We start from the raw sequence: 14,942 nt of genomic DNA on the forward strand, positions 1-14,942 counted from the left end.
TCACGCGCCTCCGAAACAGATCAGACGGTCAGCGTCCTGCACCGCGTCATGCAACTGGCCAAGGCCGGACAATTCCCACGGCGCGCCCACGGCGACCGCTTCACGTTGATAGCGCTGGGCTTCTTCCTCGTTCAGCACGCCGCGACGCAGGGCGGCGGCGATGCAGACCACGCCATCGAGTTGATGTTCGGTGACGAAGGTGCGCCATTGCTTGGGCAAATCCTGCTCATCCTGAGGCGTGACCACACTGCCGGACGCGTTGTAGACACCATCCTGATAGAAAAACAGCCGGACAATCTCATGCCCGCCGGCCAGCGCGGCCTGGGCGAACAGCAAGGCACGGCGCGAGGAGGGCGCATGGGCGGCGGAAAACAGCGCAATGGCGAATTTCATGACGGACTCGATCAGCAAAACTGCGGCCATGATAAAGCTTTATCGGCAGGGCGGCGAAGGGCGTTTACTCGCAGACCGAGTCGCTGCCATCGCGAGGATTATTTGGTCAGCCCGTACAACTCGCAATACTCAAGCCAGTCCATGCCGGCCATCTCTGCAACTTCCTTGTGCACTTCCATGCGTTGGGCCTGATATTCCTCGGGCGTGGCGGTGGTCAGTTGCAGTGTCAGCTCCCAGGCAAACAAACCCAGGCGCTCGGCCTCGGCTTCGAACGCTTCATGCAAGCGTTCGTCGCGGTACTGCGCCATCGTCTCGCCTTTGGCCTGGGCGAGCAGGGGATTGAGATTGTCGAGCTCAAGACGCAGCTCAGGGCGTTCATCGAGAAATTTCCTCAGCGCCTGTTCGTGTTGCTGTTCGGTTGCCGCCATGGTCACTCCTTGAGGGGATTACGAAGACTGCTTTTTGCTCGCCTTGGCAGCCGCAGCCAGACACTCAAGGGCAAACTGCTCGGTGTAGGTCATCTGGATCGGCGTGGTTTCGCCTTTGACGGTTCTTTCGCCGTCGAGAATGTAACGAATCCGCTTGTCGGTGACGCCAATTCGCTTGGCGATCCAGGCCGGCGTCTGGCCGATCTGGCTGATCAGTTTGTCGGCGTAGTCGGTGGAGGGTTTGTAGAACTCGGCATTGGGTGTCATGGCTTTCCTGAAAAATGGGCGATGCGAGGCTATCGGCGCGACAGGGTGCGCGAATCGTTGCGCGGTGTCGCGGTATAAATGAAGTAAAGCAGAACGATACGCCGCGCCGCGGTGGTACAGTCCGCTTTTTCCTGATGAGCGAACGCAATGCGAATTCTGATGGTGGCGCTGGCCGCAACCTTGCTGGCGGGCTGCGCCGGATCGGCGATGAACGACGCCCGCACCAAAACCCCGTACAAAACCCTGACCTCGGACAAACCGGAAAAAGTCGTCGCCCAGTGCGTGCAGTTTGCCTGGCAGGACGAGGCGGTGTTCGGCGTCGATGCCGGTGCGTATTTGCAGCCGGGCAAGAAGGGCGGCTCGACGGTCTACACCCGTTCGGCCGAATCTTTCGTGGACGTGACCAGCGATGCTTCAGGCACGGCCTTGAGCTACTACGCCCAGCATGATGATTTTGTTGCCAAGCGTCGTTTGGCGGCGTTGGCGACCTGCCTGTAAGAGGTTTATGAGGCAGTCCCCCTGTGGGAGCGAGCAGGCTCGCTCCCACAACGTTTGCGTTTTAATCAATCAAACGCTTCTGGAAAAAGAAACGCTTATGGCCTGGTGGATAATCGGCAATCTGCCCCAGTTCGCTGTAGCCGTGTTTTTTGTAGAACTCCGGCGCCTGGAAGTCGAAGGTGTCCAGCCAGATCCCGATGCACTCTTTCTCCCGCGCCAGGTCTTCGGCCATCTGCATCAGCTTCGAACCCAGCCCTTGGCCCCGTGCCTGGTCCGGCACCGACAACAACTCAATGAAAAACCATTGGTAAAACACCCGGCCATAAAGCCCGCCGAGAATCTCGTCGTTGTCATCGCGCACCAGCAAGGCAATCTGCTCTGACACCGTGGGCCCGGCCTTTGAGGCGTTGTAGGCGCGCAGCGGTGTGAGGATTGCTTCGCGCTCTTCCTGAGTGGCGTTTGTCGACAGTTCAATTCGCAGGGTCATGGGCTACATCCATATGGCAAAGAGGGAGCCTATCGCGATCGCAGTTTGTTTGGAACTCCCAGGTGCGCCGGGAGGTCTAGCCTCAATAATGTCATTCGCAATGCACCCATGAGGACCGCCCGTGGATATCTTTGAAGCCTTGCGCGAAAGCCATGATCGCCAGCGTAGCTATGCCGTCGCCCTGATCAAGACCCACGGCGACACCCCGGAACGGCTAGAGGCTTACAAACAGCTCAAAGCCGAACTGCACGCCCACGCAACGGCCGAAGAACGCCATTTCTACATCCCGTTGATGGCATTCGACAATGGCATGGACCTGAGTCGCCACGCCATTTCCGAACACCATGAAATGGACGAAATGATGGAGGAACTGGACGAGACTGAGATGTCCAGCGCCGCTTGGCTGATCACTGCCAAAAAGCTCTCGGAAAAGGTCCATCACCACCTGAAAGAGGAAGAGCAGAAGTTCTTTCAAATGGCCGGAAAACTGCTCGACAACAAGCAAAAGGAATCACTCGCCGGGCAATACCAGAAAGAATATAAAGCGCAGTTGCCCTGACCTGAAGCACACAATCATTTGTTGCTTTGGCGTGTAGGCCAATTGGATTTCAAGTAACACCGACCCTCTGAATCCGTTCTGAAGGATTGGACAGAGCGTTAGAAAAAAAGAAGCCCGGCAACCATGCCGGGCTTTTCTGTTTTCGCCTAACATGGACGTCTTCTGACGAAAATAGGGATGGATTGTCATGTCGAACACAGCCGAGCGGGTCAACATCATCGAGTCCCAGGTGTTGTCCCACAACTGGTATCTGCTGAAGAAAATCACGTTCGATTACCTGCGCAACAACGGCGACTGGCAGCGCCAGAGCCGCGAGGTCTACGACCGTGGCAACGGCGCGGCGATCCTGCTGTTCAACCGCGAGAAGAAAACCGTCGTGCTGACTCGCCAGTTCCGGTTGCCGGTGTTCGTCAACGGCCATGATGGTTTGTTGATTGAAGTGGCGGCGGGGCTGCTGGAAGGCGCTGCGCCTGAAGAGCGCATTCGCGCTGAAGCTGAGGAAGAAACCGGCTATCGCGTCCACCATGTGCAGAAGGTGTTCGAGTCCTACATGAGCCCCGGTTCGGTCACGGAGAAACTGCATTTCTTTATTGCCGAGTACGACGCCTCTTCGAAAGTCAGCGAGGGCGGTGGGCTGGAAGACGAAACCGAAGAACTGGAAGTGCTGGAGTGGAAATTCGACGACGCCCTTGAGGCGTTTTATCGCGGGGAGATCTGCGATGCCAAGACCATCATGCTGCTGCAGTATGCGGCGATGAAGGACATTTTCGGACCGGTCTGAGTCGGCGGGGTGTGCCTGGATCGAGAGAGCGTTCAGGCACAATGGTCGAGCGTTTCGGCACAGTAATCAGCCTTTGCTCTCTCTAGACTCGTGCTTCACGCCAAGACACCGATGAGGTCACGATGAACATCCGAATTATCCTATCCGCTTTGTCCATGGGGGTCGTCCTCACTGGGCACGCAGCCGACTTCTCGCTGACGAGCCAGGATATTGCTGAAAATCGCCCGCTGACCAGTCGCGAGGTATTCCAGGGTTTCGGTTGTGAAGGGGGAAATACGTCTCCGCAACTGTCCTGGTCCAACGCCCCGGCGGAGACTAAAAGTTACGCAATCACGGTCTATGACCCTGATGCGCCGACCGGCAGCGGCTGGTGGCATTGGACGGTGGTCAACTTACCGGCTTCAACCAAAAGTCTGCCAAGCGGGGTCGGTTCGAACCTGCCTGCCGGTGCCGTACAAGGACGAACCGATTATGGCCAACCGGGATTTGGCGGAGCGTGCCCTCCTGTGGGAGATAAGCCCCATCGCTATCAATTCACCGTATGGGCGTTGAAAGTCGATAAGCTGCCACTCGACAGCCAGGCCAGCGGAGCCTTGGTGGGCTATATGCTCAATGCCAACGCCTTGGCCAAAGCGACCATCACTTCAACTTACGGACGTTAAGAACGATGCGCCCTTGTGACGGCATCCAGCACCGGGAAAACATTATCGATGCGTGTGTCATCCGGGCGCGGCAGCCTCATACCTTGCAACGGGTGCCGATCTTCGCGACCACCTTGTGTCGAGTGCGGCAGGGGGAAAAGCTGTTGCAATGGGATGACCGGGAGATGCGCGCAGGGCCGCAACATCTGATTCTGTTGCCGGCCGGGCGTGAGCTTGGTATCTCGAACTTCCCCGGTCTTCACGGTCACTACATCGCTGATGTCGTGACCTTTCCCGGTTCGACACTGCGCAACTTCAGCAGCCGATATGGCCGGCAGATCATGAGTGGTCACCGTGCCCCGAAGACAGATCTGTGCGTTCCCCTGGACAGGCACACGACGCAGGCATGGGATCAGTTATTGGCCGCCATCAATGCGAACGCGCCGGATGCATTGCGCACCCACTATGGGGAAGCGGTTCTGCTCAGCCTGGGCCTCAATGGCCAGGCCGGACCGCTGCTGACGGATCGCAATGATCCATTGTGCGAACGTGTGCAGCAGTTGCTGATGGGCAGCCCTGAGAGCGACTGGACGGTTGCGAGCGTCGCTCAACACCTGAATCTCGGTGAATCGACGTTGCGTCGCCAACTGGCCAATGAGGGGAGCAGCTTCAGGAATATTCTGGAAAGCGTTCGACTGGCGACCGCGTTGCAATGGTTGCAAACCACTTCCCGGCCCATCGGTGAAATTGCCGGTGCCAGCGGCTACGCCTCGGCCTCACGTTTTGCCGTGCGCTTTCGCTCACATTACGGCCTGTCGCCACGGGAATTGCGGGCGGCGATTTAGATATTCCTGTGGCCTGTAGGAGCGAGGCTTGCCCGCGAAGAATGCGCCGCGGTTTTTCAGGTATTACACGTCATCGTTCTTCGCGGGCAAGCCTCGCTCCTACAGGATTTTTGTCGCGGCCAAAAAACGGCCTTGATCAGGCCGTTTTTTTGCGGGCGTTGAACAATGGGATCACGGCATTTCCGGCAATTCCTGCGGCCGTAAATCAAACACCAGCACCTCGGCATCCACGCCATTGCTCAAGGTCAGCACCTGTTCTTTGCGAACCCGTACGCCGTCGCCTTCCTGCAGCTGCAGGCCGTTCAGCTCGACACTGCCCCGCGCCACATGCACATAGGCGTAGCGATCGGCAGCCAGTTCCAGCGTGGCGCTTTCCTTGCCGTCGATCAGGCCGGCATACACTCGCGCATCCTGCCGGACTTTCAACGAGCCCTTGGCCCCATCGGGGGAGATGATCAACTGCAAGCGGCCGCGTTTTTTCTGGGTGCTGAAATGCTCTTGCTGATAACGCGGTTTGGCGCCGCTGACGTCAGGCACGATCCAGATTTGCAGGAAGTGCACCGGGCGTGTCGATGAGTGGTTGTATTCACTGTGCGCCACGCCACTGCCGGCACTCATCAGTTGCACGTCGCCAGGGCGGATCACCGAACCGGTGCCCAGCGTGTCCTTGTGTTCCAGCGCGCCTTCGAGCACGTAGGAGAAAATCTCCATGTCGCGATGAGGGTGCTGTCCAAAGCCTTTGCCTGCGGCTACGCGGTCGTCGTTGATCACCAACAGGTCGGAAAAGCCCTGTTCCCGTGGGTTGCGGTAGTTGGCAAAGGAAAAGGTATGGAACGACTTCAACCAACCGTGATTGGCCGCACCGCGATCCGAAGCTTTGCGAAGGGTCAGCATGATGAAATCTCCTGTCAGGACGTGAATTCGTCCGAGTGAGGAGAAGGTTAATGTTTACCCTAAAGTGCAGTAAGTAGATGAAAATTGAAATACTGTCTCGTTCAGGTTGACAGTTGTGTGAACAGGTTCATGTATGCTTGTTGTTACATGTGGCCATAATGTCGGGCGCCAGACCCGTGGGCGGCGCAATGGTATTGAACAGTTCTCTATTAGTGACCTTGAACCCATGAAAACCGTGGCAATGGTGTTGTTCCCAGACTTTCTCCTGCTCGACATGGCCGGCCCCATGGAAGTGTTTTCCATCGCCAATCGTTATCTGCAACCGGCGGACCGATACGAGCTGTTGACCATCGGCACCGTGCAGGGCGCATTGCGGGCCTCCAACGGCGTGAGCGTACTGGCGGATCTGCACATCGATCAGGCTAACGAGCACTATGACCTGTTGCTGGTGCCAGGCGGGCCGGGGGCCTACAACGAAAAGTATCCGCCGCTGCTCGACTGGCTTCGGGGAGCCATCAGCCGTGCTGACCGATACGGGTCGATCTGCACCGGCGCGTTCGTGCTCGGGCATGCCGGATTGCTGGACGGCTTTCGCGTGACCACTCACTGGCATTACACCGAACGACTGATCAAAGGCTTCCCCAAGGCTGTCGTCGAGACCGATCAGATTTTCGTGCAGGACCGCAACCTCATCACTTCCGGCGGTGTCACCGCCGGTATCGACCTGGCGCTGGCGGTGGTTGCCCAGGACCACGGCAAGAAAGTCGCCCAGGATGTGGCCAAAGTGCTGCTGGTGGTGATGAAGCGCCAAGGCGGGCAGGCGCAGTTCAGTCCGTTGATGGCCGCGGTGGGCCCCCAGGAAACGCCAGTCACCCGGGTTCAGAACCATGTGCTCGAACACCTCGACGAAGCGTTCGGTATCGAGCGTATGGCCAGTCTGGTGAACATGAGTGCGCGGCACTTCGCCAGGGTTTTCACCCGGGAAGTGAATATGACGCCGATGGAGTTTCTACAAAGCGCGCGCATCGATCACGCCAGGAATCTGTTGGAAACCAGCGAGCTGCCGCTCAAGACCGTAGCCTATAAAAGTGGCTTCGGCAGCGTGCGGCACATGCGATTTCTTTTCAGTGAAAAGCTCGGCCTGACCCCCACCCAGTACCGCGAGCAGTTCAGTTAACGCGCTGTTGTCCGTCGTGCGCACCGCGATGACCGTGACGCTCCTCCCATGGCCGTTGTACCGTCACCCATGCCTGCCAAGATACCCGTGAACTCTTTTTTGGGAGGTGCGGAGCCTGGATGGGCGGGATCGATGGAGCTTGCAGTTCCTTGAGCCGAGCCAGGTTTTCAGCATATGAACGTGCATGAACAACCTCAGAGAGATAAACAGTGACACGGTGCTGCGGTTCGGACCCTACGCATTCCACTTGCATCAGCGGTTGATCCTGGACGGTGATCGGCCGCTGCGCATGGGCGGGCGAGCCCTGGACATTTTGCAGGTGCTGGTTGAGCACGCTGGTGCGGTGGTCAGCAAAGAGGCGCTGATTGCCCACGTATGGCCGACCTCGGTGGTCGAGGAAATCAACTTGCGCGTCCACATTGCCGCTCTGCGTCGAGCGCTCGGCGATGGGCCGAACGGGCAGCCTTATATCGTTAATATTCCCCAGCGCGGTTATAGCTTCATCGCCCCGGTGCAGCACGATCGGGCGGGCACGCCGGTGCTGGTCGAAACCGTGCACAAGCCTCAACACAACTTGCCTGCGCGGCTCACACCGGTGACCGGTCGCGACTCGATCGTCGGCAGCGTGGTCCGGCAGTTGCCGGTTCGACGCTTCATGACCCTGATCGGCCCTGCGGGCATCGGCAAGACCACCGTGGCGTTGCGCGTGGCCGAGTTGCTGTTGCAGCACTATCGGGATGGTGTCTGGATGGTTGACCTGTCGGCCATCGATGACCCATCGCAGCTTGTCGATCATCTGTCGCGCACCCTGGAACTAGACGTTGGCGCAAACGCGTTGGCGCAACGGCATGCCTTGGTGGTGCTCGACAACTGCGAACACCTGCTCGAACGTTGCAGGACAGTGGTGGACGATCTGTTGGCCTCGGCACCTCGACTGTCGATCCTCGCCACCAGTCGCGAACCGCTGCGAGCAGCGGGGGAAACGCTGCTGCGGTTACCGCCCCTGACGGTGCCGCCAGCCTCGGTGATTTATAGCGTGGACGAGGCCATGGGGTATTCAGCGGTGCAGCTGTTGGTCAGCCGCGCCCGAGCCCGTCAGCAAGGGTTTGCCTTGCGCCAACAGGATCTGAAGGCTGTGCGTGAAATCTGTCGTCGGCTGGATGGCTTGCCCCTGGCCATTGAGCTGGCGGCGGCGCAGATCGATGCATTGGCGCTGGTGGGGTTGCAAGCGCAACTGGGCAACTGTTTTCAGCTGTTGAGCCAAGGTCGACGCACCGCCGTGCCACGGCATCAGAATCTCAAAGCCGCACTGGACTGGAGCTATGAACGGCTGAGCCCGTTGGAACAGATCGTGTTGCAGCGGCTGGCGGTGTTCAAGATGGCGTTCACCCTGGACGCAGCGATTGGCGTGGTCAGTGGCGCGATGTTGCTGCCCGCAAGCCTGGTTAACGTGGTGGAGAGTCTGGCGAATAAATCGCTGCTGTCGGTGGAGCAGGGCAGCGGCGTGACGCGCTACCGTTTCCTCAATACCACGCGCACCTACGCCCTGGAGAAACTCGAAAACAGCGGTTACTTGCGTGCCTTCGAACTGCGTTATGAGCGCTACATCAGCCGGGCCCACGGGAGATCAGTCGGGCAGGTCGCGCTGCAACTCGTCGAGTAACCGCCGGACTTTGATCAGGTCCGGTGTGGCGAAGCCTTCGGTGAAGCGCTGGTAAATCGGCGCCAGCAGCTCATGGGCTTGCCGGAAGTGGCCCTGACGCTGCCACAACTGGGCCAGCGATGTCGCACTGCGCAGTTCCCAGGCCAGCGCTCCCTGGGTTTTTGCCACGGCTAAAGCCTTGAGCAGCACCGCCTCGGCCGCGTCAGCACTGCTCGGGCAATCCTGCGCCAGTAACGCGTCGGCCCGAGCCCGCAGAATTTCTGCCGTGCTCCAGCCCGCCGCGCCGTTTTCGGCCCGCTCCAGCAACGCATCATCGATGAAACGGCTGCCCAGAGTGACCATGATTTCCTTGACCAACCCGGTGTCCGTTCGCGGGGATGAGGGCGCATCAGTTCCGTCGATCACCTGCGCGTAATGTTTAGCCCAGGTGTAGAACAGCAACACCGAGTGTTTCTTCGCCTGCTCAAGCAGCAAGGCCAGGAGCTCGCGGGCGACCGGTGTGTTGCCGTTGTAGTGCGCGATCAGGCAACCGGACAGCGCCAGGGTGTAGCAGATGGACGTGCCATGATTGATTTGCATCGCGATGTCGAGCGCCTGTCGTGCGGTATGCCAGGCTTTTTCCGGGAGCCCTTGCAGCCAGAGAATGCGCGCCAGAATCGTCAGGGCCGCCACGCTCTGGTCGTATTGCACGCCAAAGCCATGGGTGAAGCGGTTGAGCTGGCCGCTCTGGGCCAGACGTTGAATGACCTGTTCGGCATTCTCCCGCGCCAGTGCCTGATCCCCGGCAAAATGCAGGGCCAGGACCCGCAAGCGTTGGGTGCTGAGGGCCGTCATCGCGTCGTCGTGCGGCCTCAACCGCTCGAATTGTCGGCTCTGCTCCAGGGCCAGTTGGTAGTTGCCGCAACTGAGATCAACCGCCAGGTGCCCGGAAATCGCTTTGAGCTGACCGGCCATATCGTTGCAGTGTTCGGCCAGGTGTTTGGCGCTGACGAAGGCTTCGACGGCTTCGGTGCTATTGCCCTGGGTGTGGTAGCAGGAACTGCCGAGGGCAAGCTTGAGGTTCATGGTCAAACGCGGACAGGGCTGGTGCGTCGCTTCGAGCAACGCCAAGGCTTTGCGCACGTACGCGCCGTATTCCTTGAGCAGCGACAGCTCTTGCCAGAGCGGTGCCGAGGTCGCGGCGAGACGGATGGCCAAGGCCCGCGGCCCTTGAGCGTTCAAGCCCCAATCCAGGACTGCACGAATGTCGTCCAGGCTGCGGGCGTAACGCTCGGTCCAGCGCTCGCTCTGGGTGTGTTCCCATTCACTTTGTGCCTGCTGCATCAAGGCCAGGCAGCATTCGGCGTGGCGCTCTCGGGTGTCCGCCAGCTCTTGGGCCTGGTCGAGTTTTTCCAGCGCATAGCCACGTGTGGTGTCGAGCAGACGGTAGAACACTTCTTCATCGCCGACTTCCACGTTCAGCAATGACTTGGCCACCAATTGGGTAATCGAGGCAAACACCACATCGGGCTCGACGTACTGGCCGACAATCACGGCAGCCGCCGATTCCAGGGTAAAAGCGCCCCGGAATATCCCCAGTCGGCGCAGGCACGTCTGCTCGCAGGCATTGAGCAGTTCGAAGCTCCAGTCCAGCGTGGCGCGCAGGGTCTGATGGCGGCCCATGGTGGTCGGGCAGCCTTGGGCGAGCAGGCGAAAGCTGTCTTGCAGTTGCGACAGCAAGCCGCTCAAACCCAGGTTGCCGACCTGCGCCGCTGCCAGTTCGATCGCCAACGGAATGCCGTCCAGACGTCGGCAGATTTCAATCGCCAGCGGCAGATCGGCTTCGCTCAGTTCGAAGCTGTCGTGGCTGGCCATCGCCCGCTCGACAAACAATTGCAGCGCCGAAAACGTCAGGGCCTGAGCGCGGTCGAGCACGGCGATGGGCGGCGGGCAGTCCAGTGATTCCAGGCGCTGCACGTATTCGCCTTCGGCCCGCAGGCTTTCGCGACTGGTAGCCAGAATGTGCACTTGGGGCGCCGCGCGCAGGATGCTTTCGCTGAGCAACGCAATGGCATCGATCAGGTGTTCGCAGTTGTCGATGACCAGCAGCATCTGCCGTTCGCGCAAGCATGTGGCGAGCCCGTTCATGGGGTCGGCGTCATGCAACGGCAAGCCCAGCGCTGTCGCCAGGTGCGCGCCGATCATCAAAGGGCAGTTGATCGGTGCCAGGTCCACCAGGCGAATGCCGTCTCGATAGCGACCGATCAGTTGCTCGGCGACGCGCAGCGCCACGGTCGTCTTGCCGATCCCGCCGGGGCCCACGAGGGTGATGAAACGTTGCTGTGAGAGTTGCGCCAGCAGTCTGTCGACCAGGGCCTGACGGCCGATCATGCGAGTCCGGCGCACCGGCAGGTTATGGCCGCCCGGTTCATTGGCGTCGTTTTGGGGATGTTGTTCGATGGACTCCAGGGAAAACGGCGCGACAAAACTGTAGCCGCGCTGGGCGACGGTGACGATGTAACGCTGGCCGGCCTGACCGTCACCGAGGGCTTTGCGCAGTGCCGCCATGTGCACGCGCAGGTTGGTGTCTTCCACTACGCTTTTGGGCCAGACCCGCGCGATCAGTTGCTGCTTGCTCACCACCTGGCCTGCGTGCTCCAGCAACATCAACAGAATGTCCATGGCTTGCCTGCCCAGGCGCAGGGGCTGGTCGGCCTCCATCACCAGGCGTTGGCCAGGGTAGATCCGGTAGGGGCCGAAATGGATGGCCTGTTCGGGGGTAAGGGTCAACGGGTCACTCCTGCTTGCATCCGTCTATCGCGCGGTATCCAGGCATATTCCTAAGGTTTTTTCGGTAGCGCAACGTGGCGTCATACATCCCGGCAGCAGGTGCAACGGCTGCGGCCTTGCCGTCGGTGCCCGGCGGCCCCGTGTTTATTGGACTCAGCGCTGGTGAACGGCACGCCGGGGCCATGGGTGTACGGCAGAAAATTAACAACGTTTAACTCGTACCGATCCGGTCTACGCTCAAAAATCCATTTCTTCAAGTAGCCGAAGGTATCGGCCTTTTTGCAACAGAAAGTGCAACAAAAAGCGTGCCGCAAAAAGGACGAACCCTTCTGGAGGAGCCGGAATGAGCAACGTGGTGGTGGTCTATCACAGTGGTTACGGGCACACCCGGGTCATGGCCGAAGCCGTGGGCCTGGGGGTGGAACGACACTTGGGCAGCACCTGTCGGCTGATTCCGGTGGAGGAAGTGGACGACCACTGGGAGCGCTTGCACCGTGCCGATGCAATCATCTTCGGCGCCCCCACCTACATGGGCAGCGCCTCGGCAGCCTTCAAGGGTTTCATGGAGGCCACCGCCTCGTTCTACCTGGCCCAGCCCTGGCGCGACAAGCTCGCTGCCGGGTTTACCAACTCCGGATGCCTGTGTGGCGACAAGCTCAATACCTTGCTGCAGATGGCGGTGTTCGCCGCCCAGCACTCGATGATCTGGGTCGGCCTCGATCTGCTGCCGGCGCGCAGCAGCCTCGGCCTGTTCGACGGGCAGTTGAACCGGCTCGGCAGTTCGCTGGGGGCGATGGCCCAATCGAACGTCGAACAATCCCCCGAATTTGCTCCGCCCCTGGAAGACCGCCGCACCGCCGCACATTTGGGCGAGCGGGTGGCGCGCCTGGCCGAACGCCTGGCTCAAACCTCTTGTTAATCGTCGTAAACCCATGCATCAGGAGAGTCGTAATGAGCACCTTTACTACCCGAGACGGCACCGAGATTTACTACAAGGACTGGGGCACCGGTCAGCCGATCGTCTTCAGCCACGGTTGGCCGTTGAACGCCGACAGTTGGGAGTCGCAGATGATCTTCCTGGCCTCCAAAGGCTACCGGGTCATCGCCCATGACCGCCGTGGTCACGGTCGTTCGAGCCAGCCATGGTTCGGCAACGAAATGGATACTTACGCCGATGACCTGGCGCAGTTGATCGAGCATCTGGATCTGCAAAACGCTGTGTTGTTCGGTTTCTCCACTGGCGGTGGCGAAGTGGCGCGCTACATCGGTCGCTACGGTACTGGACGCGTGGCCAAGGCCGGGCTGATTTCATCGGTGCCGCCGCAGATGCTCAAGACCGAGGCCAACCCGGGTGGCCTGCCAATGGAAGTGTTCGACGGTATTCGTCAGGCGTCTTTGGTCGACCGTTCGCAGTTGTACAAGGATCTGGCCAGCGGTCCGTTCTTCGGTTTCAACCGGCCGGGTGCCAAACCTTCGCAAGGCATGATCGACTGGTTCTGGCTGCAGGGCATGGCTTCCGGCCACAAGAATGCGTACGAGTGCATCAAGGCGTTCTCTGAAACCGACTTCACCGAAGACCTGAAGAAGTTCGACGTGCCGACCCTCGTGGTGCATGGCGACGACGATCAGGTGGTGCCGATTGAAGCCTCGGGCATCGCCTCGGCAAAACTGGTCAAGGGCTCCACATTGAAAGTCTATCCGGGAGCTCCACACGGCCTGACCGATACCCACAAGGATCAACTCAACGAAGATCTGCTGGCGTTCATCAAGGGCTGATCAAAATCAAAGGCGCCGGCGCCTACAGGGACATGTGAGCACCTGTAGGCGCTGGCGAAGGCTGCGATCTTTTGCTGTTGTGAGAGGGAAGAGTACGCATGGCACGGCAGCGCCAGGCAAACGGTGTGATGCCTTCGCTGCGGGTGAAGATATGGGAGAAATGCGCCTGGTCGCAGAAGCCACATTCCAGGCTGATTTGCGTCAGGGTCAGGTCGGTGTTCTGGATCAATTGTTTGGCTCGGGCAATGCGTTGCTGTCGGATCCAGTCCTGCGGCGAAACACCGGTGCTGCATTTGAACGCACGGGAAAAATGACTGCGCGACAGGGCACAGACCCGTGCCAGTTCGGTCACTTCCAGGGTGTCGTCGAGGTGGTCGAGGATCAGTTGCTTGACCAGAGTTTCGCGCCAGGGGCTAAGGCCCCCCGTGGTTTTCTTTTGCGTTTCAATGGCACACGCCTTGATCGCGTTTTGCTGAATGAGAGCCATGGCCAATGTCCGTGTCGATGGGCGCGCGCGGATGCACTGCACGGTGGGTCAGCACGTTCCCTTGTCTGAAAAACAAGTCTGCGCAGAAGGCTTCATTCTTGGCCGCGAGGACTTTGGCTTGCGAGTTAAACGTTGTTAATTCCGCAGTCAGGCTTAAGGGTGAAAATGCGCCAACTGAGCACATCACTGCAATTCGCACCGATGCACGGTCATGCAAGATGGGCGACGTGTAGCGGCCTGGACTGGGCCGCTTTTTCTGGCTCGATCAAGGGTGATCTCATGAAGCATTCCCGCGTTTGCACGCTTGGCGGACTTGGCCTGGCATTGGCGCTGATGTCTGGCATCAGCCTGGCCCAGGCACCGGCTCAGGTGAACACTCAGGTGCCCGGTTACTACCGGCTCGCGGTGGGCGACTACGAGGTGACGGCGTTGTTCGATGGCTACAACGACCTGTCGCCCAAACTGCTCGAGGGGCTGACCCAAGACCAGATCCGCGCGTTGCTGGCTCGTCGTTCGATTGAAACGCCGGGGGTGCAAACCGCGTTCAATGCGTTTCTGGTGAATACCGGCAAACAATTGATTCTGGTGGATACCGGAGCAGGGCAGTGCATCGGTGCCACGGCGGGCCAACTGTCGGCGAACATGAAAGCCGCCGGTTACCAGCCGGAACAGGTCGATACCATCCTGCTCACTCACCTGCATCTGGATCATGTGTGCGGGTTGGTGGATGGGCAGCAAAAGCCCGTGTTCGCCAACGCAACGGTGTACGCGGCCAAGGCAGAAGCCGATTACTGGCTTGATCCCCAGGTCATGGCCAAGGCACCGGCCGGTGCCAGGGAATTCTTCAAGATCGCCCAGGACTCAACCGCGCCGTATATCGCGGCGGGCCGTTTCAAAACCTTTACTGCCGGGCAGTCGCCAGTGCCGGGCGTTGTCGATGCCGAGCTGGAGGCCGGGCACACACCGGGCAGTACCACGTATCGGTTCAACTCCCAGGGTCAGAGTATTTTGTTCATGGGCGATCTGGTGCATAACCTGGCGGTGCAGTTCGAGCATCCCGAGGTGTCGATCCGTTTCGACGTCGATAATCAGCAGGCGATCAAGAGCCGCGCCAAGGTGTTCAGCGATGCGGCGGCCAGCAAGATCTGGGTCACGGCGGCGCATTTGCCGTTTCCGGGTGTCGGCCATATCACCGCGGTGGACAAGCATTTCCAGTGGGTACCGATCGAGTACGGGCCTTACAAACGAGCGGCGAAAGTGCCGATGATCGAGTAAAG

17 protein-coding genes are annotated in these 14,942 nt (G+C 59.7%); 10 read left to right on the forward strand and 7 right to left on the reverse strand.

The window, feature by feature from the left end; translation table 11 throughout:
• The 3 genes from tusD to ACEN8R_RS06260 all read right to left on the reverse strand — a co-directional run bounded on the left by tusD (position 1) and on the right by ACEN8R_RS06260 (position 1,088).
• A complete protein-coding gene (tusD, locus tag ACEN8R_RS06250) occupies positions 1 to 393 on the reverse strand; it encodes a sulfurtransferase complex subunit TusD (RefSeq protein ID WP_026286366.1) in 393 nt (130 codons plus the stop codon).
• A 98-nt stretch (positions 394 to 491) separates the two neighbouring features.
• Entirely contained in the window at positions 492 to 821 is a 330-nt protein-coding gene (locus ACEN8R_RS06255; protein WP_258612360.1) for a DUF6388 family protein, read from the reverse strand.
• A gap of 18 nt (positions 822 to 839) precedes the next feature.
• Positions 840 to 1,088, reverse strand: a complete 249-nt coding sequence (locus ACEN8R_RS06260) for a hypothetical protein (protein ID WP_007941139.1) — start codon at positions 1,086 to 1,088, stop codon at positions 840 to 842.
• 147 nt (positions 1,089 to 1,235) lie between these two features.
• On the opposite strand from ACEN8R_RS06260, the gene ACEN8R_RS06265 reads away from it, so the two are divergent.
• On the forward strand, positions 1,236 to 1,586 hold the full coding sequence (locus ACEN8R_RS06265) for a hypothetical protein (protein WP_007941140.1): 351 nt from the start codon (positions 1,236 to 1,238) through the stop codon (positions 1,584 to 1,586).
• 61 nt (positions 1,587 to 1,647) lie between these two features.
• Here the strand turns inward: ACEN8R_RS06265 and ACEN8R_RS06270 are convergent, their stop codons facing one another.
• Positions 1,648 to 2,073, reverse strand: a complete 426-nt coding sequence (locus ACEN8R_RS06270; RefSeq protein ID WP_495624643.1) for a GNAT family N-acetyltransferase — start codon at positions 2,071 to 2,073, stop codon at positions 1,648 to 1,650.
• A 121-nt stretch (positions 2,074 to 2,194) separates the two neighbouring features.
• Between ACEN8R_RS06270 and ACEN8R_RS06275 the strand changes: the two genes are divergently transcribed.
• The 4 genes from ACEN8R_RS06275 (at position 2,195) to ACEN8R_RS06290 (ending at position 4,899) form a co-directional block, all read left to right on the forward strand.
• Positions 2,195 to 2,632 carry a hemerythrin domain-containing protein gene (locus ACEN8R_RS06275; protein WP_018925540.1) on the forward strand — a complete coding sequence of 146 codons (438 nt, stop codon included), beginning with the start codon at positions 2,195 to 2,197 and terminating at the stop codon, positions 2,630 to 2,632.
• 187 nt (positions 2,633 to 2,819) lie between these two features.
• Entirely contained in the window at positions 2,820 to 3,413 is a 594-nt protein-coding gene (locus ACEN8R_RS06280; protein WP_018925541.1) for an NUDIX domain-containing protein, read from the forward strand.
• 122 nt (positions 3,414 to 3,535) lie between these two features.
• Positions 3,536 to 4,075 (forward strand): kinase inhibitor, encoded by a 540-nt coding sequence (locus ACEN8R_RS06285; RefSeq protein ID WP_026331779.1) that lies wholly within the window; start codon positions 3,536 to 3,538, stop codon positions 4,073 to 4,075.
• Between the two features lie 5 nt (positions 4,076 to 4,080).
• Positions 4,081 to 4,899 (forward strand): helix-turn-helix transcriptional regulator, encoded by an 819-nt coding sequence (locus ACEN8R_RS06290; protein ID WP_018925543.1) that lies wholly within the window; start codon positions 4,081 to 4,083, stop codon positions 4,897 to 4,899.
• 171 nt (positions 4,900 to 5,070) lie between these two features.
• Here the strand turns inward: ACEN8R_RS06290 and ACEN8R_RS06295 are convergent, their stop codons facing one another.
• Entirely contained in the window at positions 5,071 to 5,793 is a 723-nt protein-coding gene (locus ACEN8R_RS06295) for a pirin family protein (RefSeq protein WP_018925544.1), read from the reverse strand.
• Between the two features lie 226 nt (positions 5,794 to 6,019).
• Here ACEN8R_RS06295 and ACEN8R_RS06300 point away from each other — a divergent pair, with 226 nt between their 5' ends.
• Positions 6,020 to 6,970, forward strand: a complete 951-nt coding sequence (locus tag ACEN8R_RS06300) for a GlxA family transcriptional regulator (protein WP_018925545.1) — start codon at positions 6,020 to 6,022, stop codon at positions 6,968 to 6,970.
• A gap of 184 nt (positions 6,971 to 7,154) precedes the next feature.
• Positions 7,155 to 8,633, forward strand: coding sequence for an ATP-binding protein (locus ACEN8R_RS06305; RefSeq protein ID WP_018925546.1), 1,479 nt, complete (start codon positions 7,155 to 7,157; stop codon positions 8,631 to 8,633).
• Here ACEN8R_RS06305 and ACEN8R_RS06310 read toward each other — a convergent pair.
• Positions 8,598 to 11,402, reverse strand: a complete 2,805-nt coding sequence (locus tag ACEN8R_RS06310) for an ATP-binding protein (protein WP_495624644.1) — start codon at positions 11,400 to 11,402, stop codon at positions 8,598 to 8,600. The genes ACEN8R_RS06305 and ACEN8R_RS06310 overlap by 36 nt on opposite strands.
• A 343-nt stretch (positions 11,403 to 11,745) precedes the next feature.
• On the opposite strand from ACEN8R_RS06310, the gene ACEN8R_RS06315 reads away from it, so the two are divergent.
• A complete protein-coding gene (locus ACEN8R_RS06315; RefSeq protein ID WP_018925548.1) occupies positions 11,746 to 12,321 on the forward strand; it encodes a flavodoxin family protein in 576 nt (191 codons plus the stop codon).
• Positions 12,322 to 12,353: 32 nt separating this feature from the next.
• Positions 12,354 to 13,178: an alpha/beta fold hydrolase gene (locus ACEN8R_RS06320; RefSeq protein ID WP_495624645.1), complete on the forward strand. Its 825-nt coding sequence runs from the start codon at positions 12,354 to 12,356 to the stop codon at positions 13,176 to 13,178.
• A gap of 22 nt (positions 13,179 to 13,200) precedes the next feature.
• On the opposite strand, the gene ACEN8R_RS06325 is transcribed toward ACEN8R_RS06320, so the two are convergent.
• On the reverse strand, positions 13,201 to 13,665 hold the full coding sequence (locus tag ACEN8R_RS06325) for a helix-turn-helix domain-containing protein (RefSeq protein WP_086944974.1): 465 nt from the start codon (positions 13,663 to 13,665) through the stop codon (positions 13,201 to 13,203).
• Between the two features lie 279 nt (positions 13,666 to 13,944).
• On the opposite strand from ACEN8R_RS06325, the gene ACEN8R_RS06330 reads away from it, so the two are divergent.
• Positions 13,945 to 14,940 (forward strand): MBL fold metallo-hydrolase, encoded by a 996-nt coding sequence (locus ACEN8R_RS06330; RefSeq protein ID WP_495624646.1) that lies wholly within the window; start codon positions 13,945 to 13,947, stop codon positions 14,938 to 14,940.
• Positions 14,941 to 14,942: the final 2 nt, after the last annotated feature.

The organism is Pseudomonas sp. Pseusp15 (assembly GCF_059492165.1).